The sequence below is a fragment of the Streptomyces sp. NPDC028907 genome (assembly GCF_055564995.1).
This window is the reverse complement of sequence record NZ_JBVHVE010000017.1, coordinates 1-23373: the sequence shown is the minus strand read 5'-3', so window position 1 is coordinate 23373 and position 23373 is coordinate 1. Positions and strand designations below refer to the sequence as shown.

The window sequence follows — 23373 nt, the reverse complement described above, 5'->3', positions numbered from 1 at the left end:
GTTGGGCGCCACAGGGATCAGGGCGCTGCTGAGCAGCGTCCGCTACGAGGTGCTGCCCGCGAAGGCGACCGAGGACAAGGTCCTCGCCCATGTGCCGCGCGACGTCGTCGTCACCGTGACGGCGTCGCCGGTCAAGGGGCTGGAGCCGACCCTCGAACTCGCCGGCCGGCTCGCGGGGCACGGCTACCGGGTCGTCCCGCACGTGCCGGCGCGGCTGCTGCGGGACGACGTGCACCTGAAGGAGGTCACCGGCCGGCTCCGCGAGGCCGGCGTGGACGACGTCTTCGTCCCGGCCGGTGACTCCGACCCGCCGGCCGGGGTCTACGACGGGGCCCTGCCGGTGCTGCTCAGGCTGGGCGAGCTGGGCAGTCCCTTCGCCCGTGTCGGCGTCACCGGATACCCCGAGAGCCATCCGCTCATCCACGACGACGTCACCGTCCAGGCGATGTGGGACAAGCGTGAGCACGCCACGTACATCGTGAGCAACCTGTGCTTCGACCCCCGGGTGCTGGGGGAGTGGCTCGTTCGTATACGGCGCCGGGGCGTCGCCATGCCGGTCCATGTGGGTGTCGCGGGGCCCGTACAGCGGGCGAAGCTGCTGGCGATGGCCACGAAGATCGGGGTGGGGGAGTCGACGCGCTTCCTGACCAGGCACGCCTCGTGGTTCCTGCGGTTCGCGGCCCCCGGTGGGTATGCGCCCGAGCGGCTGCTGTCCCGCGCGGAGCGGGCCCTCGCCGCACCCTCGGCGGGGGTGGCCGGGCTGCACCTGTTCACGTTCAACCAGATCGCCGAGACGGAGCGGTGGCGCCGAGCGCTGCTGGACCGGCTGGGCGGCTGAGGGCGCGACACCCCCTCCAGCCGTGCACGACAAGGGCGGGACCGGAATCCGGTCCCGCCCCACTGTGGTCACGGCTCAGCGGAAGACCACCGTGCGGTTGCCCTCCACCATCACGCGGCTCTCGCTGTGCCACTTCACCGCGTGCGCGAGGACCTGGGCCTCGACGTCCCGTCCGACCGTGACCAGGTCGCCGGGGTCGAGCGAGTGGTCGACACGGACCACGTCCTGCTCGATGATCTGCCCCTCGTCCAGGTCCGACGTCACATAGTGCGCCGTCGCGCCGACCAGCTTGACCCCGCGCTGATAGGCCTGGTCGTAGGGGCGTGCGCCCTTGAAGCTGGGGAGGAAGGAGTGGTGGATGTTGATGGCCCGGCCCTCCAGCTGCTTGCACAGGTCGTCGGAGAGGATCTGCATGTAGCGGGCCAGTACCACCAGGTCGACGTCCAGCTCGCGCACGAGCTCCATCAGGCGTGCCTCGGCCTCGGGCTTGCTGTCCCTGGTCACCGGGATGTGGTGGAAGGGGATGCCGTACGTCTCCGCGAGCTTCTCGAAGTCCCGGTGGTTGGAGACGATCGCCGGGATCTCGATGTTGAGCGCGCCGGTGCGCCTGCGGAACAGCAGGTCGTTCAGACAGTGGCCGAACTTCGACACCATGATCAGTGTCCGGGTCGGCGTGGCCGCGCCGTTCAGGGCCCAGGAGATGCCGTATGCCTGGGCGACGGGGCCGAATCGGGAGCGCAGATTCTCCGCCGTGACGTCCGGATCGGAGACGTCGAAATGGACCCGCATGAAGAAGCGGCCCTGAAGTCGGTCGTCGAACTGCTGGCTTTCCAGGATGTTGCCGGAGTTCCGGACGAGAAAGCCGCTCACGGCGTGAACCAGTCCCGCGCTGTCGGGACAGGAGAGGGTGAGGACGTACTCACGGCCAGGTTGCGGGCGAGGGGACATGTGCGGCCTCCGTCGGTGCGTATTGCACAACAAGGTGAGCGATACGCAACATGGTCGGCTCGACATCGCCTGTGGTCAAGGGTGGGCGAGTAAAGGCGGGCATGGTGAAATCGTCATCGGCCAACCCCTTGACGCCGGTCTGTCCATTCGACACTGTGTTCCACCACAAGCAATCGGGTGCACGATGCGCAACGAATTTCCATTGAAAGGCTCGTCGCGTGGCAGACCTGTATGTGGATGGCCAATGGCGGGATCCGGTCGCCGGTGGACACCGGGACATCCGGTGTCCGGCTGACGGCACGCTCGCGGCGACCGTATCGGAGGCGACCCGCCCCGACACCGAGGCCGCGATAGCCGCGGCCCGCCGCGCCTTCGACGCGGGGCACTGGCCGGACACCCCCGAGCGCGAACGCGGCGCACTGCTGCTGCGTACCGCCGACATCCTGGAGCGCGACGCCAAGGACTTCGCCCGCGCCGAGTCCCTGGACACCGGGAAGCGGCTGGTGGAGAGCGAGTACGACATCGCCGACGTCGTCTCCTGCTTCCGCTACTACGGTGGCCTCGCGGGCACCGACGCCGGGCGCGCGATCGACACCGGCCGGGACGACGCCGTCAGCCGTGTGGTCTACGAGCCGGTCGGAGTGTGCGGGCTCATCACCCCCTGGAACTACCCGCTGCTGCAGGCCGGTTGGAAGGTCGCCCCGGCGCTGCTCGCCGGCAACGCGATCGTCCTCAAGCCCAGCGAGCTGACCCCCTCCACCTCCATCCTGCTGATGAGGGCACTGGAGGAGGCCGGGATCCCGGCCGGCGTCGCCAACCTCGTCCTCGGCACCGGGCCCGAGGTGGGCGCGCCGCTCTCCGAGCACCCGGCCGTGGACATGGTGTCCTTCACCGGGGGGCTGGAGACCGGCAAGCGGATCATGGCCACCGCCGCCGCGAGCGTGAAGAAGGTCGCGCTGGAGCTGGGTGGCAAGAACCCCAACGTAGTCTTCGCCGACGCCGACTTCGAGACGGCCGTCGACTTCGCTCTCACGGCCGTGTTCCTGCACTCGGGGCAGGTCTGCTCGGCCGGCGCCCGGCTCATCGTCGAGGGCTCCCTGCACGACCGGTTCGTCGACGAGGTGGTGCGCCGGGCCCGGCGGATCCGGCTCGGCGGCCCCTTCGACGCCGACGCCGAGACCGGCGCGCTGATCTCCGCACAGCACCTGGCGAAGGTCGAGGCGTACGTCGCCGCGGGGATCGCCGAGGGCGCCCTGCTGCGCTGCGGCGGCGCACGGTCCGACGATCCCGCGCTGGCAGGCGGCCACTACTACCCGCCGACCGTGCTCGACGAGTGCACGCAGGACATGCGCGTGGTGCACGAGGAGTCCTTCGGGCCCGTGCTGACCGTCGAGCGCTTCACCGACGAGGACGACGCCGTCCGCATCGCCAACGACACCGAGTACGGACTCGCCGGAGCCGTCTGGACGCAGGACGCGGGCCGGGCCCAGCGGGTCGCCCGGCGGCTGCGCCACGGCACGGTGTGGATCAACGACTACCACCCCTACGTGCCGCAAGCGGAATGGGGTGGCTTCGGGCTCTCGGGCGTGGGCCGGGAGCTGGGACCGACCGGCCTGAACGAGTACCGAGAGCCCAAACACATCTGGCAGAACATCCAACCCCGGCCGCAGCACTGGTTCCGCGGCTGAACGCCGAAAGAAGGTCGAACGTGACCACACAGACCGAGGTGCCGCAGCGGCGCGGCACGCCCCAGGACTCGGGCTCCACCCCGGTCATCTCCGTGCGCAGGCTGTGGAAGGTGTTCGGGCCGAAGGCCGACCAGGTACCGGACTCCGAGGAGCTGTGCGGCCTCACCCGCCGCGAGCTCATGGACCGCACCGGATGCACCGCCGCCGTACGCGACGTCCACTTCGACGTCTCGCCCGGCGAGGTCTTCGTCGTCATGGGCCTGTCCGGCTCCGGCAAGTCCACCCTGGTGCGATGTCTGACCCGGCTGATCGAACCCACCGCAGGTGAGATCGTCTTCGAGGGCGAGGACATCCGCCAGGCCGACGCGGCCCGCCTGCGTGATCTGCGGCGCCGCAAGTTCTCCATGGTCTTCCAGCACTTCGGTCTGCTGCCCCACCGCCGCGTCGTGGACAACGTGGCGTTCGGGCTGGAGATCCGGGGCATGAGCCGGGCCGAGCGCACCAAGCGGGCCCAGGAGGTCGTCGAGCTGGTCGGCCTCGCGGGCTACGAGAGGTCCTACCCCGACCAGCTGTCCGGCGGTATGCAGCAGCGCGTGGGCCTCGCCCGGGCGCTGGCCGGCGACCCGGACGTACTCTTCTTCGACGAGCCGTTCTCGGCGCTCGACCCGCTGATCCGCCGTGACATGCAGAACGAGGTCATCCGCCTGCACCACGAGGTCGGCAAGACCATGGTGTTCATCACCCACGACCTCTCCGAGGCCCTCAAGCTGGGCGACCGCATCCTGATCATGCGCGACGGCAAGATGGTCCAGTGCGGCACCGGCGACGAACTCGTAGGAGCCCCGGCGGATGACTACGTCCGCGAGTTCGTCAAGGACGTGCCGCGCGGCGACGTGCTCACCCTGCGCTGGATCATGCGCCCGCCGGAGGATGGCGACGCCCTGGACGGCCCAGAGCTGGGGCCGGACGTCGTGGTGAAGGAGGCCACCCGGGCGGTGCTCGCGGCCGACAAGCCGGTCAAGGTCGTCGAGAACGGCGAGCTGCTCGGCATCGTCGGCGACGAGGAGATCCTCGCGGTGGTCGCCGGGCGGGAAGGCGGCGCGTGATGACCGTCGCCGTCGAGAAACCCGAGAAGACACAGGCGGCCGAGCCGGCTGCCCCGGCCGAGGAGCCGCGCAAGGTCAGCCGGTCCATGGTGGTCGGCGCCATCCTGGTCGTCTGGCTGGTGCTGTTCGTCGTCCTGCGCGGCAAGCAGACCCTCGCCCTGGCGGCGGCCGACCTGACCGACCTGCACCGCTGGATCAACGACGTCAACGACTCCATCGGCGCGAACCGCAACTCCAACCCGCTCTTCCTCTACTTCTTCAACGAGATCCGCCTGGTCATCGACTCCCTGGTGACCTTCGTCCAGGAGCTGATCTCCCAGCCGTCCGCCGACCGGCCCGTCCCGCAGATCGGCTGGCTCGGTGTCGTCGGCATCGCCGGCTATGTCTCCTGGGCCGTGGGCAACTGGCGGGTCGCACTGCTCGCGGTGGCCGGCTTCACCTTCCTCGGGCTCCAGGGCCTGTGGCAGGAGAGCATGGACACGCTGGCGCTCACCGTCTCCGCCGTGTTCGTGGCGCTGCTGTTCGCGATCCCGCTGGGCGTCTGGGCGGGGCTGTCCGACCGGTTCAACCGGATCATCACGCCCTTCCTGGACTTCATGCAGACGATGCCGACCTTCGTCTACCTGGCCCCGCTGACGCTGTTCTTCCTCATCGGCGGAGCCTCCGCCACCATCGCCACGGTGATCTACGCGGCACCCCCGGCGATCCGCATCACCGCGCACGCCATCCGCACCGTTCCGGAGACGACGGTCGAGGCGGCCGACTCACTGGGGGCGACGCGCCGGCAGTCGCTGCTGAAGGTCCTGCTGCCGATGTCCAAGCGAACCGTGGTGATGGGCGTCAACCAGACCATCATGGCCGCCCTGGCCATGGTGACCATCGCGGCCCTCATCGACGCGCCCGGCCTCGGCAAGACCGTCGTCCAGGCCCTCCAGTCGCTCGACGTCGGTACGGCCTTCAACGCGGGCCTGTCCATCGTCGTCATGGCGATCGTCCTCGACCGGGTCACGACCGCGGCCAGCGCGCGCGAGGAGGAGGCCCGGCGCTCGAAGAACCGCTACCTCGCCTGGCGGCGGCCGCTGCTGGGCGCGGGCGCGGCATTGACGGCCGTCCTGATCTACCTGTCGCACACCTACCTATGGGCGGCGGAGTTCCCCGGCGAGGGCGGGCTTGGAAGCTCCATCGCGAGCGCCGCCGACACCGCGACGACCTGGGTGCAGGACAACCTCTCGGGCCTGACCAACGCCATCCGCGACGTGATCACCAACGGGCTGCTCAACCCGTTCCAGTCCCTGCTCACCGACTCCCCGTGGTGGCTCGTCGGCGCCGTGCTGATCGCGCTCGGTGTCGTCCTCGGCGGACCGCGCGCCGGCATCACCACGACGGTGTGCGTGGGCCTGCTGGTCGCCACCGGAGTGTGGTCCGACGGCATGACGACGCTGGCGTCGACCCTCGTCGCCACGGTGCTCGTGATGCTGCTCGGCATCGTCTTCGGCGTGTGGATGGGGCGCAGCGCGCTGGTGGACCGGATGCTGCGGCCCAGTCTGGACGCGGCACAGGTCATGCCGCCGTTCGTCTATCTGGTGCCGTTCCTCGCGCTGTTCGGCGCGACCCGCTTCACGGCGATCGTCGCGGCCATCGTCTACGCGGCCCCCGTCGCCATGAAGATCATCGCGGACGGGGTGCGGAACGTGCCCGCGACGACCGTGGAGGCGGCCACCTCCGCCGGGTGCAACACCTGGCAGATCATCACCAAGGTCCAACTGCCGATGGCACGCGGCGCCCTGACTCTCGCGACCAACCAGGGCCTGATCTACGTGCTGTCGATGGTTGTGGTGGGCGGCCTGGTAGGAGCGGGCGCCCTCGGCTACGACGTCGTGGCCGGCTTCTCGCAGGGGCAACTGTTCGGGAAGGGGCTCGCCGCGGGGCTCGCCATCGTCCTTCTCGGCGTCATGTTCGACCGGATCACTCAGGCAGCGGCGCGGCGTACCAGCGCGTAAGGAGTTCACTGACCATGGCAAGGCAAGCAAGACAGTGGAGAGTCGGCGCGGCCGGCATAGCGGTCCTCGGCCTCACCCTGACCGCCTGCGGCGGCGCGAAGGTCGGTGACAGCTCCTCGGACGCCGGCGGCTCGGGCGGCTCCGGCAAGTGCGGCACCTTCAACCTCGCGGTCAACCCGTGGGTGGGGTACGAGGCCAACGCGGCGGTGATCGCGTACGTCGCGGAGCAGGACCTCGGCTGCAAGGTCACCAAGAAGGATCTGAAGGAAGAGATCGCCTGGCAGGGCTTCGGGACGGGTGAGGTCGACGCCGTCGTGGAGAACTGGGGGCATGACGACCTGAAGAAGAAGTACATCACCGACCAGAAGACCGCCGTGGACGCCGGTCCGACCGGCAACCAAGGTCTCATCGGCTGGTACGTGCCGCCGTGGCTGGCCAAGGAGCACCCGGACATCCTCGACTGGAACAACCTCGACAAGTACGCGGCCGAGTTCAAGACGTCCGAGTCCGGTGGCAAGGGGCAACTCCTCGACGGCGACCCGTCGTTCGTCACCAATGACGAGGCCCTGGTGAAGAACCTGAAGCTGGACTTCAAGGTCGTGTACGCGGGCAGCGAGACCGCCCTCATCCAGGCCTTCCGCAAGGCGGAGAAGGACAAGGAATGGGTGATCGGCTACTTCTACGAGCCGCAGTGGTTCATGTCCGAGGTGCCGCTGAAGAAGGTCAAGCTGCCCGAGTACAAGACGGGCTGCGACGCCGACGCCGAGAAGGTGAACTGCGACTACCCCGTGTACAAGCTGGACAAGATCGTCAGCGCGAAGTTCGCCAAGTCCGGCAGCCCCGCCTATGACCTGGTGAAGAACTTCACCTGGACCAACGACGACCAGAACGCCGTGGCCAAGTACATCGCGGTGGACAAGATGACCCCCGAGGCCGCGGCGAAGAAGTGGGTCGAGGCCAACCGCGACAAGGTGGAGGCCTGGATCAAGTAGGCCCTTCTCGAATGCCCGGTGGGCGGTGCGTACGGACGCGCACCGCCCACCGGGCATTCCTGTTTTTCCAGGCCGTTCTCCGACGTCACCGGACCTCTTGACACCCACCTGCACGGCAGGCACATTGAGTTGCGCAACCTGAATCACGTTGCGCAGAAAGCAACTCAACCGGAGGTGCGGCGATGGCGGGACCGCGTGTGGTCATCATCGGAGCGGGAGTCGTCGGCGCGGCTCTCGCGGACGAGATCTCGGCGCTGGGGTGGACCGAGGTGACCGTGGTCGACCAGGGGCCGCTCCCGGCCACCGGGGGCTCGACCTCGCACGCCCCCGGCCTGGTCTTCCAGACGAACTCCTCGAAGACCATGACGGAGCTGGCCCGCTACACCGTCGAGAAGTTCTGCTCCCTCGACGTCGACGGCAAGCCCTGCTTCCTCCAGGTCGGCGGCCTCGAAGTGGCGACCACACCGGAGCGCCTCGCCGAACTGCACCGCCGGCACGGCTGGATCACCGCCTGGGGCATCGAGTCACGGATCCTGACCACCGACGAGTGCGTCGAGAAGCACCCGCTGGTCGACCGTGACAAGGTGCTCGGCGGCCTCCTGGTGCCGACCGACGGCCTCGCCAAGGCGGTCCTCGCCGTCGAGGCGCAGATCCGCCGGGCCACCGAACGCGGTGTGCGCTTCCTGCCCCGCCACGAGGTCCTCGACGTCCTGAAGGCCGACGGCGAGGTGACCGGCGTCCTGACCGACCAGGGCGAGATCCCCGCCGACATCGTCGTGTGCTGCGCCGGCATCTGGGGCCCCAAGATCGCCCGCATGGCCGGCATGAACCTGCCGCTGACCCCGCTGGCCCACCAACTTGCCTGGACCGGCCCCGTCCCGGCCCTCGCCGGCCAGACCGAGGAGGCGGTCCGCCCGATCCTGCGCCACCAGGACGCCGACCTCTACTACCGCGACCGCTTCGACGGCATCGGCATCGGGTACTACGGCCACCGCCCCATGCCGATCTCCGCGGACGACATCCGTGCCTTCGACGAGGCAGCCGAGATGCCGTCCGTCCTGAAGTTCACCGAGGAGGACTTCGAGCCCGCCTGGAGCGAGACCCAGTCCCTGCTCCCCTCGACGCGCGAGGCGAAGATCGAGGAAGGCATCAACGGCCTGTTCTCCTTCACCACCGACAACTTCCCGCTCCTCGGCGAGTCGCAGGACGTCAAGGGCTTCTGGGTCGCCGAGGCCGTCTGGGTCACCCACTCCGCGGGCGTCGGCCGGGCCATGGCCGAATGGCTGGTCGACGGGCACTGCTCGTCCTTCGACCTGCACGAGTGCGACGTCAACCGCTTCGAGCCGCACCAGCTGTCCCCGGAGTACGTCCTGGCCCGCGACTGCCAGAACTTCGTCGAGGTCTACGACATCCTCCACCCCCTCCAGCCGTCCGGCGACCCGCGCCCGATCCGCACCAGCCCCTTCCACACCCGCCAGCAGGAGCACGGCGCCTTCTTCCTGGAGGCGAGCGGCTGGGAGCGCCCGCAGTGGTACGAGGCCAACGCGAAGCTCGTCGAGGGCCGCAACATCCCCACCCCGAACGACTGGGCCGCCCAGTTCTGGTCGCCCATCGTCGGTGCCGAGGCGCAGACCACCCGCGAGACCGTCGCGATGTACGACATGACGGCCCTCAAGCGCCTGGAGGTGAGCGGCCTCGGCTCCGCCGAGTTTCTGGAGCGGCTGTGCACCGGCAAGGTCGCCAAGTCCGTCGGCTCGGTGACGTACACCCTCCTGCTCGACCACGACGGCGGCATCCGCAGCGACATCACCGTCGCCCGCCTCGCCCACGACCTCTTCCAGGTCGGCGCCAACGGCAACCTGGACCTCGACTGGTTCACCCGCCACCTCCCCGCCGACGGCACCGTCCAGGTCCGCGACATCACCCCCGGCACCTGCTGCGTCGGCCTGTGGGGCCCGCTGGCCCGCAAGGTCCTCCAGCCGCTGACGGACGAGGACTTCTCGAACGACGGCCTGAAGTATTTCCGCGCCAAGCGCGCCTACATCGGCAGCGTCCCGGTCACGGCGATGCGGCTGTCGTACGTCGGCGAACTCGGCTGGGAGCTCTACACCACCGCCGACCAGGGCCAGAAGCTGTGGGACACGCTGTGGCAGGCGGCGAGGCCCCTGGGCGGCGTCATCGCCGGCCGCGGCGCCTTCAACAGCCTCCGCCTGGAGAAGGGCTACCGCTCCTTCGGCACCGACATGACCTACGAGCACGACCCCTACGAGGCCGGCGTCGGCTTCGCCGTCAAGCTCGACAAGGGCGACTTCATCGGCAAGGCCGCACTGGAGCGCCGCAAGGACGACGTGCGGCGCAGGCTGACCTGCCTCACCATCGACGACGCGCACTCCGTCGTCCTCGGCAAGGAGCCTGTTTACGACGGCGACCGCCCGGTCGGCTACGTCACCAGCGCCGCCTACGGCTACACCATCGGCAAGGGCATCGCCTACGCGTGGCTCCCGGCGGAGCTCACCACTCCCGGCACGCCCGTGCAGATCGGCTACTTCGACCGGCGCGTCGCGGCGGTCGTGGCCGAAGAGCCCTTGTTCGACCCGACGATGTCCCGTCTTCGTGGGTGAGGGCGGCGAAGCGTGTGCCTCGGTGGGTCGTCCGGCGAGTGCAGGTGTGTTGTGGCTGGTCACGCAGTTCCCCGCGCCCCTGAAGGGCGCTCCACCTCTGGCCTGTTGGAAGGAGTACCGCCGGTGAGCGCACAGCTGCTTGACGGGAAGGCGACGGCGGCCGCCATTCGCCGCGAACTTGCCGATCGTGTCGCCAAGTTGACGGCGGACGGAGGCCGCCCGCCCGGCCTCGGCACCGTCCTGGTCGGCGACGATCCCGGCAGCCGCGCCTACGTCGCCGGAAAACACCGCGACTGCGCCCAGGTGGGCATCGCGTCCATCCGCCGGGACCTGCCCGCTGACGCCTCCCAGCAGCAGGTCGAGGAGACGATCGACGAGCTCAACGCCGACCCGGCGTGCACCGGCTACATCGTCCAGCTCCCGCTCCCGCGCCACCTGGACGCCAACGCCGTACTGGAACGCATGGACCCGGCCAAGGACGCCGACGGCCTGCACCCCGTCAACCTCGGCCGGCTCGTCCTCGGAGTCGAGGCCCCGCTGCCGTGCACCCCGCGCGGCATCGTCGAACTGCTCCGCCGCCACGAGGTGCCCCTCGCCGGCGCGCGGGTGTGCGTGATCGGCCGCGGCATCACGGTCGGACGCCCCATCGGCCTCCTCCTCACCCGCCGCTCGGAGAACGCCACCGTGACCCTCTGCCACACCGGCACCAAGGGCCTGGCCTGGCACGTACGCGAGGCCGACATCGTCATCGCGGCCGCCGGCGTACCCGCTCTGGTCACCAAGGACATGCTGCGTCCCGGCGCCGCGGTCCTGGACGTCGGCATCACCCGCACCGACGACGGCCTGGTCGGCGACATCCACCCGGACGCCGCGCAGGTGGCCGGATGGCTCGCCCCGATGCCCGGCGGCGTGGGCCCCATGACCCGAGCGATGTTGCTCGCCAACGTCGTGGAGGCCGCCGAGAGGAACGCGAACACCGTATGAACGTGCTGAACGGAGATGTCCGATGAGCCCCCGCACCCCCGGCGCCGACCTCCCCGACCACCCCGACTTCCTGTGGCGTACGCCCGATCCCAGGCGGTCGTACGACGTAGTGATCGTCGGCGGCGGCGGACACGGCCTCGCCACCGCCCACTACCTGGCGAAGAACCATGGCATCACCAATGTCGCGGTGCTGGAGAAGGGCTGGCTCGCGGGCGGCAACATGGCCCGCAACACCACGATCATCCGCTCCAACTACCTGTGGGACGAGAGCGCCGGCATCTACGAGCACGCCCTCAAACTCTGGGAGGGCCTGGCGGAGGAGCTCGACTACCCGATCCTCTTCTCCCAGCGCGGCGTGCTGAACCTCGCGCACAGTCTCCAGGACGTCCGCGACAGCGTCCGCCGCGTCGAGGCGAACCGCCTCAACGGCGTGGACGCGGAGTGGCTCGACGCGGACGGCGTCAAGGAAGTCTGCCCGATCGTCAACATCTCGCAGGACGTGCGCTACCCGGTCCTGGGCGCCACCTACCAGCCGCGCGCGGGCATCGCCAAGCACGACCACGTCGCCTGGGGCCTGGCCCGCTCCGCGGACGCCGCGGGTATCGACATCATCCAGAACTGCGAGGTCACCGGCCTCGACGTGGTCGCCAATCGGGTCGTCGGCGTCCAGACCACCCGCGGCCCCATCGCGGCGGGCAAGGTGGCGCTCTGCTCGGCGGGCCACACCTCGGTCCTCGCGGCCATGGCGGGCATCGAGCTCCCCATCCAGAGCCACCCGTTGCAGGCCCTGGTCTCCGAGCTGCTGGAGCCGGTGCACCCCACGGTCGTCATGTCCAACGCCGTCCACGTGTACGTCAGCCAGGCCCACAAGGGCGAGCTGGTGATGGGCGCGGGCATCGACGCGTACAACTCCTACACCCAGCGCGGCGCCTTCCACATCATCGAGGAGCAGATGGCGGCGGCCCTGGAGCTGTTCCCGGTCTTCGCCCGCGCCCATGTGCTGCGCACCTGGGGCGGCATCGTCGACACCAGCCCCGACGCCTCACCGATCATCGGGCTCAGCCCCGTCGACAACCTCTACCTCAACTGCGGCTGGGGAACGGGCGGTTTCAAGGCCACCCCGGGCGTCGGATGGGTCTACGCCCACACCATCGCCCACGACACTCCGCACGCCCTCAACGCCCCCTTCTCGCTCGACCGTTTCACCACCGGCGCGCTCGTCGACGAGCACGGCGCTGCCGCGGTGGCCCACTAGGGAGCCGAACCATGCTGCTCATCCCCTGCCCGTGGTGCGGGCCCCGCGACGAGGCCGAGTTCCACTACGGCGGCCAGGCCCACGTGCCCTACCCGGAGGCCCCCGCGTCCCTCTCCGACGAGGAGTGGGCCCGCTACCTCTTCTTCCGCGACAACCCCAAGGGCCCCTTCGCCGAGCGGTGGAGCCACACGGCGGGCTGCCGCCGCTGGTTCAACGCGGTACGGGACACGTCGACGAACGAGATCCTGACGGTGTACAGGTCGGGCGAGGAGCGCCCGGCGACTCTTGAGCCGAGGCCGGTGTCTTCAGCGGGGTCTGGGGCGCCGGCCCCAGAAGGGGCGCGGGGAACTGCGCGACCAGCCCCCACCCACCCGCAGCTGAACGACAACCTCCGAGGGGGTGCAGGGCGCGAGACCAACCCGTTCCGCCACCCCACCCGCGGCCGAATCGACCGCGACACCTCCCTCACCTTCACCTTCGACGGCACCGAGTACCAGGGCTACCGAGGCGACACCCTCGCCTCCGCTCTCCTCGCCAACGGCGTCATCCAGGCCGGCACCAGCATCAAGCTCGGCCGCCCCCGAGGCATCTTCTCCGCCGGCGTCGAAGAGCCCAACGCGGTCGTCCAGATCGAGGAGCCCTTCCCGGAGCCCATGCTCCCCGCGACGACCGTCGAGCTCTACGACGGCCTGGTCGCGACCAGCCTCCCCGGGCAGGGCCGCCTCGCCACCGACCCGGACCCCGCCCGCTACGACGCCGTACACGCCCACTGCGACCTGCTGATCGTCGGCGCCGGCCCGGCCGGCCTCGCGGCAGCCGCGGCGGCAGCCAGGAGCGGCGCCCGCGTCATCCTCGCCGACGACCAGCCGGAACCCGGCGGCAGCCTCCTCGGCACGGCCGAACACCTCGACTGGGTACGGGAGGTGACGGAGCTGCTCGCCGCCGCCCCAGAGGTCCGTGTCCTGCCCCGCACCACCGTCTTCGGCTACTACGACGACAACCACCTCCTCGCCGTCGAACGCCGTACCAACCACCTCGGCGCCGCCGCCCCCGAGAAGGTCTCCCGCGAACGCGTCTGGCGCATCCGCGCCCGCCGGGTCGTCCTCGCCACCGGCGCCCACGAGCGCTCGCTGGCCTTCCCCGACAACGACCGCCCCGGCGTGATGCTTGCCTCCGCGGCCCGCACCCACGTCAACCGCCACGGCGTCCTGCCCGGCCGTCACGCGGTCGTCTTCACGACCAACGACAGCGCGTACGGGGCGGCCCTGGACCTCGCCTCGGCCGGCCTCGCCATCACGGCGATCGTCGACACCCGCCCCGAACCGGGGGAGTGGGCCGAGCACGCGAGGGCGGCCGGCATCGAGGTGCTGGCCGGGCACGCCGTCACCGGTACGGAGGGCGAGGCCCGCCTGGCCGCCGTGACCGTCGCACCCTACGGAGAGTCCGCGGGGCGGCGCGAGTTCGCCGCCGACCTGCTGCTGGTCTCCGGCGGCTGGAACCCGGTGGCGCACCTGTTCAGCCAGTCCGGCGGCAAGCTGCGCCACGACGAGACGCTTGGCTCATTCGTCCCCGACACCTGCCGTCAGGCCGTCGAGGTCGCGGGCAGCGCGAGCGGCGTCCTCGACCAGGCCGCGGTCCTGGCCCAGGGCGCGGGCGCCGGTGCCCGCGCCGTCGAGGCCGAGGGCTACCCGGCCGACACGCCCCGCCTCCCGGAGGTGGCCGCGCAGCCGCGTCCGACCGCGCCGATGCACGTGTACGTCGTCCCGGGTGGCACGGACGACGCCCCCCGTTTCGTAGACCTCCAACGCGATGTCACCGTCGCCGACCTGGCCCGCGCGACCGGCGCCGGCCTGGTCTCGGTCGAGCACACCAAGCGCTACACGACGGCCGGCACCGCCAACGACCAGGGCAAGACCTCCGGCACGCTGGCCGGCGGCGTCGTCGCCGAACTGCTCGGCACGGACATCTCGGCGCTCGGCACGACCACGTTCCGCCCGCCGTACACGCCGGTGTCCTTCGCCGCCCTCGCGGGCCGCGACCGCGGCGCGCTGAGCGACCCGGTCCGCACGACCGCCATCCACGAGTGGCATGTCGCGCACGGCGCCCTGTTCGAGAACGTCGGCCAGTGGAAGCGCCCCTGGTACTACCCGCGAGGCGGCGAGGACATGGAAGCCGCCGTACTGCGCGAGTGCGCCGCCACGCGCGAGAGCGTCGGCTTCATGGACGCCTCCACGCTCGGCAAGATCGACGTCCAGGGCCCGGACGCCGGCGTCTTCCTCGACCGGCTCTACACCAACATGATGAGCACCCTGAAGGTCGGCATGATCCGCTACGGCGTCATGTGCCGCCCGGACGGCATGGTCTTCGACGACGGCACGGTCATCCGGGTCGCCCCGGAGCGCTTCCTCGTCACCACGACGACGGGCAACGCCGCCGCCGTACTCGACTGGATGGAGGAGTGGCACCAGACGGAGTGGCCCGAGCTCAAGGTGCACTGCACCTCCGTGACCGAGCAGTGGGCGACGGTCGCGCTCGTCGGTCCGAAGTCCCGTGCGGTCCTCGCCTCGCTCGCGCCCCGACTGGCCGTGGCCAACGACGACTTCCCGTTCATGGCCTGGCGGGAGACGACCGTCGCGGGCATCGAGGCCCGGGTCTGCCGGATCAGCTTCTCCGGCGAACTCGCCTTCGAGATCAACGTGTCACCGTGGCAGGGCCTCGCCTTGTGGGAGGCCGTGTACGAGGCCGGCGCGCCGTACGGCATCACCCCGTACGGCACGGAGACCATGCACGTCCTGCGGGCCGAGAAGGGATACCCGATCATCGGCCAGGACACCGACGGCACGGTGACCCCGCAGGACCTCGGGATGAGCTGGGTGGTGTCGAAGAAGAAGCCGGACTTCGTCGGCAAGCGGTCCTACGCCCGCGCGGACACGTCCCGCCCGGACCGCAAACACCTGGTCGGACTGCTCCCCGAGGATCCGGGCACCCTCCTCCGGGAGGGCACCCACCTGATCGCCGACCGTGTGCTGCCGGCTCCGCCCGTCCCCATGCTCGGCCATGTCACCTCCAGCTATCGCAGCGCCGCCCTCGGCCGGACGTTCGCGCTCGCCCTGATCAGGGGCGGCCGGGATCGTATCGGCGAACGGCTGTACGCCCCCGTCGGCGACCAACTGGTGCCGGTGACCGTCGCCAGCCCTGTCCTCTACGACCCCGAGGGAGCCCGCCGCGATGGCTGAGACCGCCCTTAACGCCCCGCTCCGCAGCCCGCTCTCGCAGGCCGCGGACCACCTGGCCGCCGCCACCCGCGCGTCCGGGGGTGCCATCCGGCTGGCCGAACTGCCCTTCCTGGCCCAGCTGAACGTGCGTCTGGACGCCAAGGGAGCGGCGGCGGAGGCCGTCGGGCTGGCACTGGACCTGCAACTGCCGCTCCAGCCGAACACCGTCGTGCGCGCGGGGGAGCTGACCGCGCTGTGGCTCGGCCCGGACGAATGGCTGCTGGTGGGACCGCCGGGCAGTGAACGGGATCTGGAGAGCCGGATCCGGGAGGCGGCGGGGGAGGAGCACGTCTCCGTCACCGACGTCTCCGCACAGCGCACCACGCTCCTCGTCACGGGCCCCCGCGCCCATGACCTGCTGGCCCACGGCTGTTCGTTGGACCTGCATCCGCGGGTCTTCGGAGCCGGCCGCTGCGCTCAGACGACCCTGGGCCGCACCCAGGTCGTGCTGGTCGCCCGGGACGAACCCGGGGCCGGATTCTGGATCCTGGTCCGCGCGACGTTCGCCGGCTATCTGGCGGACTGGCTGCTGGACGCGGCGACCGAGTACCTCTGAGGAAGCCCGGCGGGCCCGCACCCCGCCGGCCCCTGTGGGAGCTCCGCTCAGGAGCTCCCACAGGGCTTTGCGCAGCATGTTCCGTCAAACGCATCGAAGGTCGGACGCCCGTGACCGCCACTGCTCCACTCGCCCCGGGAACACCCGTACTCCACCCGCACGGCCTGCCACGCCCCGGCCGGACCCTGGTCATGGGTGTCGTGAACGTGACGCCGGACTCGTTCTCCGACGGCGGGCTGTCGTTCGCCGCCGACGCGGCTGTGGCGCACGGGATCGCCCTGCTCGAACAGGGCGCGGACATCGTGGACGTGGGTGGTGAGTCGACCCGCCCCGGCGCGGCACGCCCGCCGGTCGAGGAGGAGGTGCGACGCGTTCTGCCCGTCGTCCGGGAACTCGCGGCGGCGGGCGCGGTCGTGAGCGTCGACACGATGCGCGCCGAGGTCGCCGCACGCGCGCTGGACGCGGGTGCGCGGCTGGTCAACGACGTCTCAGGGGGTCTCGCCGACCCCGCGATGCTGCCGCTGATGGCGCGGGCGGGGGCGCCGTACATCCTCATGCACTGGCGTGGACACTCCGCTGGCATGCAGGCGAACGCCGTCTACGACGACGTCGTCACCGATGTGCTCGGTGAACTGCGCCTGAGGATCGACGCCGCGCTGGAGGCGGGGATACCGCGCGGCTGTCTGGTCGTCGACCCCGGGCTGGGCTTCGCGAAGACGCCCGACCACAACTGGGAGCTCCTGGGGCGCCTCGGGGACGTCAGGGGCCTGGGCCACCCCGTGCTCGTGGGCGCGTCACGCAAGTCGTTTCTGGGCAGCCTGCTGGCGGATCGGGAGACGGGACGACCGCGCCCGGCGCGGCAGCGCGATGCCGCGACCGCCGCCGTCTCCGTGCTCGCCGCCGCGCAGGGCGTCTGGTGCCTGCGCGTGCACGACGTCGCCTCCACGGCCGACGCGGTACGTGTGACGGCCCGCTGGGGTGTCGAGGCGGCGGCGCCGGCGCGGTCGTCCACGCGCTGAGCGCGCCCGAGGACCGCGGCCGGACCGAGCGCCCTGTGGAGACCGCGCGGCGGACGTGAGGCCTCAGCCCAGATAGCCCATCCTTCGGCTGATTTCGTCCGCGCCGCTGATCAGCAAAGGTGCGACCTCGCGGATGCGTTCCTCGGTCAAGCGGTAGGTGGGGCCGGAGGCGCTGAGCGCGGCGATGACCTCGCCCTCGCGGGACCGGATCGGCGCCGCGACGGCGTGCAGCCCGATCTCCAGCTCCTCCAGCGCCACCGCGTATCCGCGTATCCGCGACTCGGCGAGGTCCTTCTCCAGCTTCGTCCCGGCCGTCAGGGTGTGCGGCGTCAGCTTCCGCACCTCCGACTCCGCGAGCACGCGGGCGCGTTCCTTCCGGGTCAGGTGGGCCAGCAGGATCTTGCCGCTCGACGTCGCGTACACGGGGGTGAGCTTGCCGACCCAGTTGTGGGTGCCGACTGCGCCGGGGCCGCGTACCTGATCCAGGTTGACCGCGAAGTGCTCCTGCAGGACGGCGATGTTGACGGTCTCGCCGATCTCCTCGCTCAGCCGTTCGCACACCGGCCGGCCCTGCTGGGTGATGTCGAGCCGGCCCGTGACCGCGCCGGCCAGGCGCACGATCCCGAAGCCGAGCCGGTACTTGCCCCGCTCGGCGGTCTGCTCGACCAGGCCGCGTGCTTCCAGGGCCCCGAGCAGACGGAACGCGGTGGACTTGTGCACCTCTATCTCGGCGGCCACCTCGCTGACGCCCGCCTCGCCGCGCCGGGCGAGGATCTCCAGGACGCTGACGGCGCGGTCGACGGACTGCACCCCGTTCACCGCGGGACCCGCCGTTTCGCTATCTGCGGTGTAGTTGCTCATGGCGCAACTATACGCACGGTGTTCGGCAGGGTTGAAGGGGGCCGCGGAAGGCGGTTCGGGTGACCGGATCGGGCCGCCCGCATGGTTGCACGGGCCGCTCGGTCAACGGAAGACCGCGGTGCGCCTCCCCCCTCCTGGCGGGTGGCCCCGGCGGTATCGGGCGTCCGTTTTCCGCCGGGATGGCGACTTCGCTCGGCCGGCCCCCTTGACAGTGGGTGTCCGCAGGGAGACAGTTTGGTCGGTCGTTGCTTATAGCGAACAGAGTTGCGTAATGCACAACTCAGGTGGTGGCTCGGCCTCCAGGTCTCACCCGGGTTCGGGTGAAGTTCCCTCCCTCCCTCAGAACATCAGGCCGAAGATCCCGGAGATCGCGTTCGGCCCGTCCCCTCTACGAGGAGATCGACCGTGACACACGAGGTACGCGCCGTCGTGGCCCACCAGAAGGGCGCACCGGTCTCGGTGGAGACCATCCTGGTGCCGAACCCGGGCCCCGGCGAGGCGCTGGTGCGGGTGCAGGCCTGCGGTGTCTGCCACACCGACCTGCACTACCGGCAGGGCGGGATCGACGACGCGTTCCCGTTCCTGCTCGGCCACGAGGCGGCCGGTGTCGTGGAGTCGGTCGGCGAAGGAGTCGCCGATGTCGCGCCCGGCGACTTCGTCGTCCTCAACTGGCGTGCCGTCTGCGGCACTTGCCGGGCCTGCGGCAAGGGAAGGCCGTGGTACTGCTTCGCGACCCGCAACGCCACGCGGCCGATGACCCTCGCCGACGGCACCCCGCTCTCCCCGGCCCTCGGCATCGGCGCCTTCGCCGAGAAGACCCTCGTCGCCGCAGGTCAGTGCACCAAGGTCGACCCGGCGGCCTCGCCCGCCGCGGCCGGTCTGCTCGGCTGCGGGGTGATGGCCGGGTTCGGTGCCGCGGTCAACACCGGCGGCGTGGGCCGCGGTGACTCGATCGCGGTGATCGGCTGCGGCGGCGTCGGCATGGCGGCGATCGCGGGCGCCAAGGTCGCCGGTGCGAGCCGGATCATCGCCGTGGACGTCGACGAGCGAAAGCTGAAGTGGGCCGAGCAGTTCGGTGCCACCGACACCGTCGACTCCTCCCGGACCGACGCGGTCGAGGCGATCCGCGAGCTGACCGGCGGTCACGGCGCCGACGTCGTCGTGGACGCGGTGGGCCGCCCCGAGACCTTCAAGCAGGCCTTCTACGCCCGTGACCTCGCCGGCACCGCCGTCCTGGTCGGCGTCCCCACCCCTGAGCCGACCCTCGACCTGCCCCTGCTGGACGTCTTCGGCCGCGGCGGCGCGCTGAAGCCTTCCTGGTACGGCGACTGCCTGCCCTCCCGGGACTTCCCCGTCCTGATCGACCTCTACCTCCAAGGCCGCTTCGACCTGGGCGAGTTCGTCACCGAGACGATCGGCCTGGACGACGTGGAGGCCGCGTTCGCCGGGATGCACCACGGCGACGTCCTGCGCTCGGTGGTGGTCCTGTGACCGCGCGCGTCGAACGCCTCGTCACCTCCGGCACCTTCGAACCGGACGGCGGCTCCCAGAGGTCTTGCGGCAGGAGGGCCTGACCGTGGCCGGCGCCGACCTCCTGGTGCCGCACACCCCCGGCCACTCGCCCGGCTCCGTCTGCCGCGCGTCTGACCTTCTCCGAACCCCCGACATTCTCCGAACGTCCGTATTTTTCCGAAGGTGACACGATGACCATCACGAACCTGCCGCCCAGCCTGATCCCCACGCTGTCCGGTGAGTACTACACCGACCCCGAGGTCTTCGCCCAGGAGCAGGAGCGGGTCTTCGAGGCCATGTGGTTCTGCGTGGCGCGCGCCGCCGAGCTGGACAAGCCCGGCGCCTTCCGTACCTACCAGGTGGGCCGCGAGAGCGTGCTGATCTCCCGCTCGCGGGACGGCTCGATCAAGGCCTTCCTCAACATCTGCCGGCACCGCGGTGCCAAGCTGTGCACCGAGGAGTCCGGTGAGGTGAAGCGGGCCTTCCAGTGTCCGTACCACGCCTGGACCTACGGCCTGGACGGCAAGCTGGTCGCCGCCCCGAACCTGACGTCCATGCCGGACATCGACCGGACCGAGTACGGCCTGATCAACGTCCATGTGCGGGAGTGGCTCGGCTATGTGTGGGTGTGTCTCGCCGACGAGCCGCCGTCCTTCGAGACGGATGTGCAGGGCGCGGTCGTCGAGCGGCTGGGCGACCTGGAGTCGATCGAGCGCTACGGCATCGACGACCTCGGGCTGGGGCGCCGTATCACCTACGACGTGAAGGCGAACTGGAAGCTCATCATCGAGAACTTCATGGAGTGCTACCACTGCGCCACGATCCACCCCGAACTCACCGAGGTGCTCCCGGAGTTCGCCGATGGCTACGCCGCCCAGTACTACGTGGGCCACGGCGCCGAGTTCGGCGAGGAGGTCCAGGGCTTCACCGTCGACGGCTCCGAGGGCCTCGACCGCATCCCGGGCGTCGCCGAGAACCAGGATCGCCGCTACTACGCGATCACCGTCCGGCCGCAGGTCTTCGTCAACCTCGTCCCCGACCACGTGATCTTCCACCGGATGTACCCGATGGCAGCCGACCGCACGGTCGTCGAGTGCGACTGGCTGTACCTGCCGCACGTCGTGGAGAGCGGCAAGGACGTGGACCGTTCGGTGGAGCTGTTCCACCGGGTCAACCAGCAGGACTTCGACGCCTGTGAGCGCACCCAGCCGGCGATGAGCTCGAAGGCGTACGCCAAGGGCGGTGTGCTGGTGCCCAGCGAGCATCACATCGGCGAGTTCCACACCTGGCTGCAGAACAAGCTCGACGTGCGTCCCACGCACTGACGCCACACCCGGTACCGCCCGCCCGATCCCCTGCGACGGGGCTGTTGCGCTGTGCGCAACCTCGTGCGTAGTCGGAAATTGATATGCGACATCTCCCTTGACAACACCGCATCACGCGGAAAGCATGTTGCGCATAGCGAATGTCGTTGTGTTATGCGAGACAACAACTCCCCGTATGGAGCCGGCATGAGGAGCATCACCGTCGTCGGAGCGTCGCTGGCAGGCCTGAGCACGGTCCGGGCGCTGCGCGCAGAGGGCTATGACGGCGAGATCGTCGTCGTGGGGGAGGAGCGCCACACCCCCTACGACCGGCCCCCGCTGTCCAAGGAATTCCTCAAGGGCGACATCGACGCCGACGGGCTCGCGCTCGGCGACGCGGACGAGTACGAGGTCCTGGACGCGCAGTGGCTGCTCGGCGAGCGCGCCGTGCGGCTCGACCCCGTCGCCCGCACCGTCACCCTCGCCTCAGGACGGCACGTGCGCACAGACGGCGTCGTCATCGCGACCGGCGCCACCCCCCGCACCCTCCCCGGCACCGAGGGGCTGGCGGGCGTCCACACCCTGCGCACCCTGGAGGACGCCCAGGCCCTGCGCGCCGAACTGCTCGACGGCATGCCCCGGGTCGTCGTCATCGGCGCCGGGTTCATCGGCGCCGAGGTGGCCTCCACCGCACACGGGCTCGGGCTCCACGTCACCGTCGTCGAGGCGCTCCCCGTGCCGCTGGAGCGTCAACTCGGGCGCGAGATGGGGCTGGTGGTCTCCTCGTTGCACAGCGATCACGGCGTTCGGCTGCTGTGCGGAACCGGCGTGGCGGAACTGCTCGGCGAGGGCCGGGTCACGGGCGTACGGCTGGCGGACGGGCGGGTGCTGCCCGCCGACATCGTCGTGGCCGGCGTGGGCGTGCGGCCCAACACCGACTGGCTCGCCGGTTCCGGTGTGCGGGTCGACGACGGCGTGGTGTGCGACTCCGGCTGCTCGACCGGCGTACCGGGCGTGGTCGCCGTCGGTGACGTCGCCCGCTGCCCCCACCCGTTCACCGGACGGCACGCCCGCATCGAGCACTGGAGCAACGCCACCGAGCAGGCGAGGACCGCCGCCCGCACCCTGCTGACCGGTGTGTCGGCCGAGGCATCGCTCACCCCGCCGTACTTCTGGTCCGACCAGTACCGGACCCGCATCCAGGTCGCCGGATACGTCGCCCCGGGCGCCGAGCCCGAGGTCGTCGAGGGCGACGTCGCCAGCCGCACCTTCACGGTCCTCTACCGCCGCGAGGGCACCCCCGTCGCCGTGCTCTCCCTCAACCAGCCGAAGTTCTTCAACCGGCTCCGCCGCACCCTCGTCCCCGCCGCAGCGGCCGTCGTGTCATGACCTCCGCGCCCCGACTCTCCCCGGGATCCGCGGCGGAGACCCCCGCGAGCATTCCGCGGCACCTGCGTTACACCTGGGACCACGAGTGGCTGGTCGTGGACGAGGGCAACGCCACCGTCGGCATCACCGCGTTCGCGGCGAAAGCCCTCGGTGACGTCGTCCAGCTGCGACTGCCCGACGTCGGAACCTGGGTCGAGGCGGGGGAGAGCTGCGGGCGGATCGAGTCACGGACCGCCGTCAGCGGCCTGTACGCCCCCGCCTCGGGCCGCGTCCTCGAAGTCAACCCCGCTCTGGCCGACGACCCCGGCGTCGTCAACACCGCCCCCTACACCGGCGGCTGGCTGTTCCGGCTGCGGGTCGAGAACATCGCCGGCGCGCTGACCCCCGACGCCTACGCCGCGCACTGTGCCCACACCCAAGGAGACCGCCGATGACCCTGTTCGACCAGCCCCTGCACGAACTCGACCCCGAGGTCGCCGCCGCGCTCGACGCGGAGCTGGACCGTCAGCAGTCGACCCTGGAGATGATCGCCTCCGAGAACTTCGCGCCGGTCGCGGTGTTGGAGGCGCAGGGTTCGGTTCTGACGAACAAGTACGCCGAGGGCTACCCGGGCCGCCGCTACTACGGCGGTTGCGAGCACGTCGACGTCGCCGAGCAGATCGCCATCGACCGGGTCAAGGAGCTGTTCGGCGCCGAGTACGCCAACGTCCAGCCCCACTCCGGCGCCTCCGCCAACCAGGCCGCCCTGTTCGCGCTCGCCCAGCCCGGCGACACCATCCTCGGCCTGGACCTGGCCCACGGCGGCCACCTCACCCACGGCATGAAGATCAACTTCTCGGGCAAGCAGTTCAACGTGGTGCCGTATCACGTGGACGCCGAGTCCGGTCTGGTCGACATGGCGGAGCTGGAGCGCCTCGCGAAGGAGCACCGGCCGAAGGTGATCATCGCCGGCTGGTCGGCGTACCCGCGGCAGCTGGACTTCGCCGAGTTCCGGCGGATCGCCGACGAGGTCGAGGCGTACCTGT

Annotated in this window: 18 protein-coding genes; 16 read left to right on the top strand and 2 right to left on the bottom strand. The window is 70.5% G+C overall.

Annotated elements, in window-relative coordinates; translation table 11 throughout:
- Nucleotide 1 precedes the first annotated feature (1 nt).
- Nucleotides 2-838: a methylenetetrahydrofolate reductase gene (locus ACZ4UU_RS37660; RefSeq protein ID WP_471907921.1), complete on the top strand. Its 837-nt coding sequence runs from the start codon at nucleotides 2-4 to the stop codon at nucleotides 836-838.
- 75 nt (nucleotides 839-913) lie between these two features.
- On the opposite strand, the gene purU is transcribed toward ACZ4UU_RS37660, so the two are convergent.
- Complete coding sequence (gene purU, locus ACZ4UU_RS37655) at nucleotides 914-1786, bottom strand: formyltetrahydrofolate deformylase (protein WP_471907920.1); 873 nt, start codon at nucleotides 1784-1786, stop codon at nucleotides 914-916.
- Nucleotides 1787-2004: 218 nt separating this feature from the next.
- On the opposite strand from purU, the gene ACZ4UU_RS37650 reads away from it, so the two are divergent.
- The 10 genes from ACZ4UU_RS37650 to folP all read left to right on the top strand — a co-directional run bounded on the left by ACZ4UU_RS37650 (nucleotide 2005) and on the right by folP (nucleotide 17282).
- Nucleotides 2005-3474: an aldehyde dehydrogenase family protein gene (locus ACZ4UU_RS37650; protein WP_471907919.1), complete on the top strand. Its 1470-nt coding sequence runs from the start codon at nucleotides 2005-2007 to the stop codon at nucleotides 3472-3474.
- Nucleotides 3475-3494: 20 nt separating this feature from the next.
- Nucleotides 3495-4580 carry a quaternary amine ABC transporter ATP-binding protein gene (locus ACZ4UU_RS37645; RefSeq protein WP_471907918.1) on the top strand — a complete coding sequence of 362 codons (1086 nt, stop codon included), beginning with the start codon at nucleotides 3495-3497 and terminating at the stop codon, nucleotides 4578-4580.
- A complete protein-coding gene (locus ACZ4UU_RS37640) occupies nucleotides 4580-6580 on the top strand; it encodes an ABC transporter permease (RefSeq protein WP_471907917.1) in 2001 nt (666 codons plus the stop codon). The genes ACZ4UU_RS37645 and ACZ4UU_RS37640 overlap by 1 nt, the downstream gene beginning before the upstream one ends.
- 14 nt (nucleotides 6581-6594) lie before the next feature.
- Nucleotides 6595-7572 carry an ABC transporter substrate-binding protein gene (locus ACZ4UU_RS37635; protein WP_471907916.1) on the top strand — a complete coding sequence of 326 codons (978 nt, stop codon included), beginning with the start codon at nucleotides 6595-6597 and terminating at the stop codon, nucleotides 7570-7572.
- 182 nt (nucleotides 7573-7754) lie between these two features.
- The gene (locus tag ACZ4UU_RS37630) at nucleotides 7755-10193 is read left to right on the top strand and encodes a GcvT family protein (protein WP_471907915.1); all 2439 of its coding nucleotides are present in this window, start codon (nucleotides 7755-7757) and stop codon (nucleotides 10191-10193) included.
- Nucleotides 10194-10316: 123 nt separating this feature from the next.
- Entirely contained in the window at nucleotides 10317-11177 is an 861-nt protein-coding gene (locus tag ACZ4UU_RS37625) for a bifunctional methylenetetrahydrofolate dehydrogenase/methenyltetrahydrofolate cyclohydrolase (RefSeq protein ID WP_471907914.1), read from the top strand.
- Between the two features lie 22 nt (nucleotides 11178-11199).
- On the top strand, nucleotides 11200-12432 hold the full coding sequence (locus tag ACZ4UU_RS37620) for a sarcosine oxidase subunit beta family protein (RefSeq protein WP_471907913.1): 1233 nt from the start codon (nucleotides 11200-11202) through the stop codon (nucleotides 12430-12432).
- 11 nt (nucleotides 12433-12443) lie between these two features.
- Complete coding sequence (locus tag ACZ4UU_RS37615) at nucleotides 12444-15668, top strand: sarcosine oxidase subunit alpha family protein (RefSeq protein ID WP_471907912.1); 3225 nt, start codon at nucleotides 12444-12446, stop codon at nucleotides 15666-15668.
- Nucleotides 15661-16263: a sarcosine oxidase subunit gamma gene (locus ACZ4UU_RS37610; protein ID WP_471907911.1), complete on the top strand. Its 603-nt coding sequence runs from the start codon at nucleotides 15661-15663 to the stop codon at nucleotides 16261-16263. Before ACZ4UU_RS37615 ends, ACZ4UU_RS37610 begins: the two co-directional genes overlap by 8 nt.
- 191 nt (nucleotides 16264-16454) lie before the next feature.
- A complete protein-coding gene (gene folP / locus ACZ4UU_RS37605) occupies nucleotides 16455-17282 on the top strand; it encodes a dihydropteroate synthase (RefSeq protein ID WP_471908065.1) in 828 nt (275 codons plus the stop codon).
- Nucleotides 17283-17345: 63 nt separating this feature from the next.
- On the opposite strand, the gene ACZ4UU_RS37600 is transcribed toward folP, so the two are convergent.
- A complete protein-coding gene (locus ACZ4UU_RS37600; RefSeq protein WP_471907910.1) occupies nucleotides 17346-18143 on the bottom strand; it encodes an IclR family transcriptional regulator in 798 nt (265 codons plus the stop codon).
- A gap of 405 nt (nucleotides 18144-18548) precedes the next feature.
- Between ACZ4UU_RS37600 and ACZ4UU_RS37595 the strand changes: the two genes are divergently transcribed.
- From ACZ4UU_RS37595 to ACZ4UU_RS37575, 5 genes are all read left to right on the top strand, one after another.
- Nucleotides 18549-19634 carry an S-(hydroxymethyl)mycothiol dehydrogenase gene (locus ACZ4UU_RS37595; RefSeq protein ID WP_471907909.1) on the top strand — a complete coding sequence of 362 codons (1086 nt, stop codon included), beginning with the start codon at nucleotides 18549-18551 and terminating at the stop codon, nucleotides 19632-19634.
- Nucleotides 19635-19846: 212 nt separating this feature from the next.
- Entirely contained in the window at nucleotides 19847-20980 is a 1134-nt protein-coding gene (locus ACZ4UU_RS37590; protein ID WP_471907908.1) for an aromatic ring-hydroxylating oxygenase subunit alpha, read from the top strand.
- Between the two features lie 186 nt (nucleotides 20981-21166).
- Complete coding sequence (locus ACZ4UU_RS37585) at nucleotides 21167-22348, top strand: NAD(P)/FAD-dependent oxidoreductase (protein WP_471907907.1); 1182 nt, start codon at nucleotides 21167-21169, stop codon at nucleotides 22346-22348.
- Entirely contained in the window at nucleotides 22345-22782 is a 438-nt protein-coding gene (gcvH, locus tag ACZ4UU_RS37580; protein WP_471907906.1) for a glycine cleavage system protein GcvH, read from the top strand. Before ACZ4UU_RS37585 ends, gcvH begins: the two co-directional genes overlap by 4 nt.
- A partial coding sequence (locus tag ACZ4UU_RS37575) for an aminotransferase class I/II-fold pyridoxal phosphate-dependent enzyme (protein ID WP_471907905.1) occupies nucleotides 22779-23373 on the top strand: 595 nt, incomplete at its 3' end. The genes gcvH and ACZ4UU_RS37575, both read left to right, overlap by 4 nt.

What these genes read in the sequence shown, in the direction of transcription:
- purU (WP_471907920.1), bottom strand. Translation starts at nt 1,786, where the DNA reads ATGTCCCCTCGCCCGCAACCTGGCCGTGAGTACGTCCTCACCCTCTCC.
- ACZ4UU_RS37640 (WP_471907917.1), top strand. Translation starts at nt 4,580, where the DNA reads ATGACCGTCGCCGTCGAGAAACCCGAGAAGACACAGGCGGCCGAGCCG.
- ACZ4UU_RS37635 (WP_471907916.1), top strand. Translation starts at nt 6,595, where the DNA reads ATGGCAAGGCAAGCAAGACAGTGGAGAGTCGGCGCGGCCGGCATAGCG.
- ACZ4UU_RS37630 (WP_471907915.1), top strand. Translation starts at nt 7,755, where the DNA reads ATGGCGGGACCGCGTGTGGTCATCATCGGAGCGGGAGTCGTCGGCGCG.
- ACZ4UU_RS37620 (WP_471907913.1), top strand. Translation starts at nt 11,200, where the DNA reads ATGAGCCCCCGCACCCCCGGCGCCGACCTCCCCGACCACCCCGACTTC.
- ACZ4UU_RS37615 (WP_471907912.1), top strand. Translation starts at nt 12,444, where the DNA reads ATGCTGCTCATCCCCTGCCCGTGGTGCGGGCCCCGCGACGAGGCCGAG.
- ACZ4UU_RS37610 (WP_471907911.1), top strand. Translation starts at nt 15,661, where the DNA reads ATGGCTGAGACCGCCCTTAACGCCCCGCTCCGCAGCCCGCTCTCGCAG.
- folP (WP_471908065.1), top strand. Translation starts at nt 16,455, where the DNA reads ATGGGTGTCGTGAACGTGACGCCGGACTCGTTCTCCGACGGCGGGCTG.
- ACZ4UU_RS37600 (WP_471907910.1), bottom strand. Translation starts at nt 18,143, where the DNA reads ATGAGCAACTACACCGCAGATAGCGAAACGGCGGGTCCCGCGGTGAAC.
- ACZ4UU_RS37590 (WP_471907908.1), top strand. Translation starts at nt 19,847, where the DNA reads ATGACCATCACGAACCTGCCGCCCAGCCTGATCCCCACGCTGTCCGGT.
- ACZ4UU_RS37585 (WP_471907907.1), top strand. Translation starts at nt 21,167, where the DNA reads ATGAGGAGCATCACCGTCGTCGGAGCGTCGCTGGCAGGCCTGAGCACG.
- gcvH (WP_471907906.1), top strand. Translation starts at nt 22,345, where the DNA reads ATGACCTCCGCGCCCCGACTCTCCCCGGGATCCGCGGCGGAGACCCCC.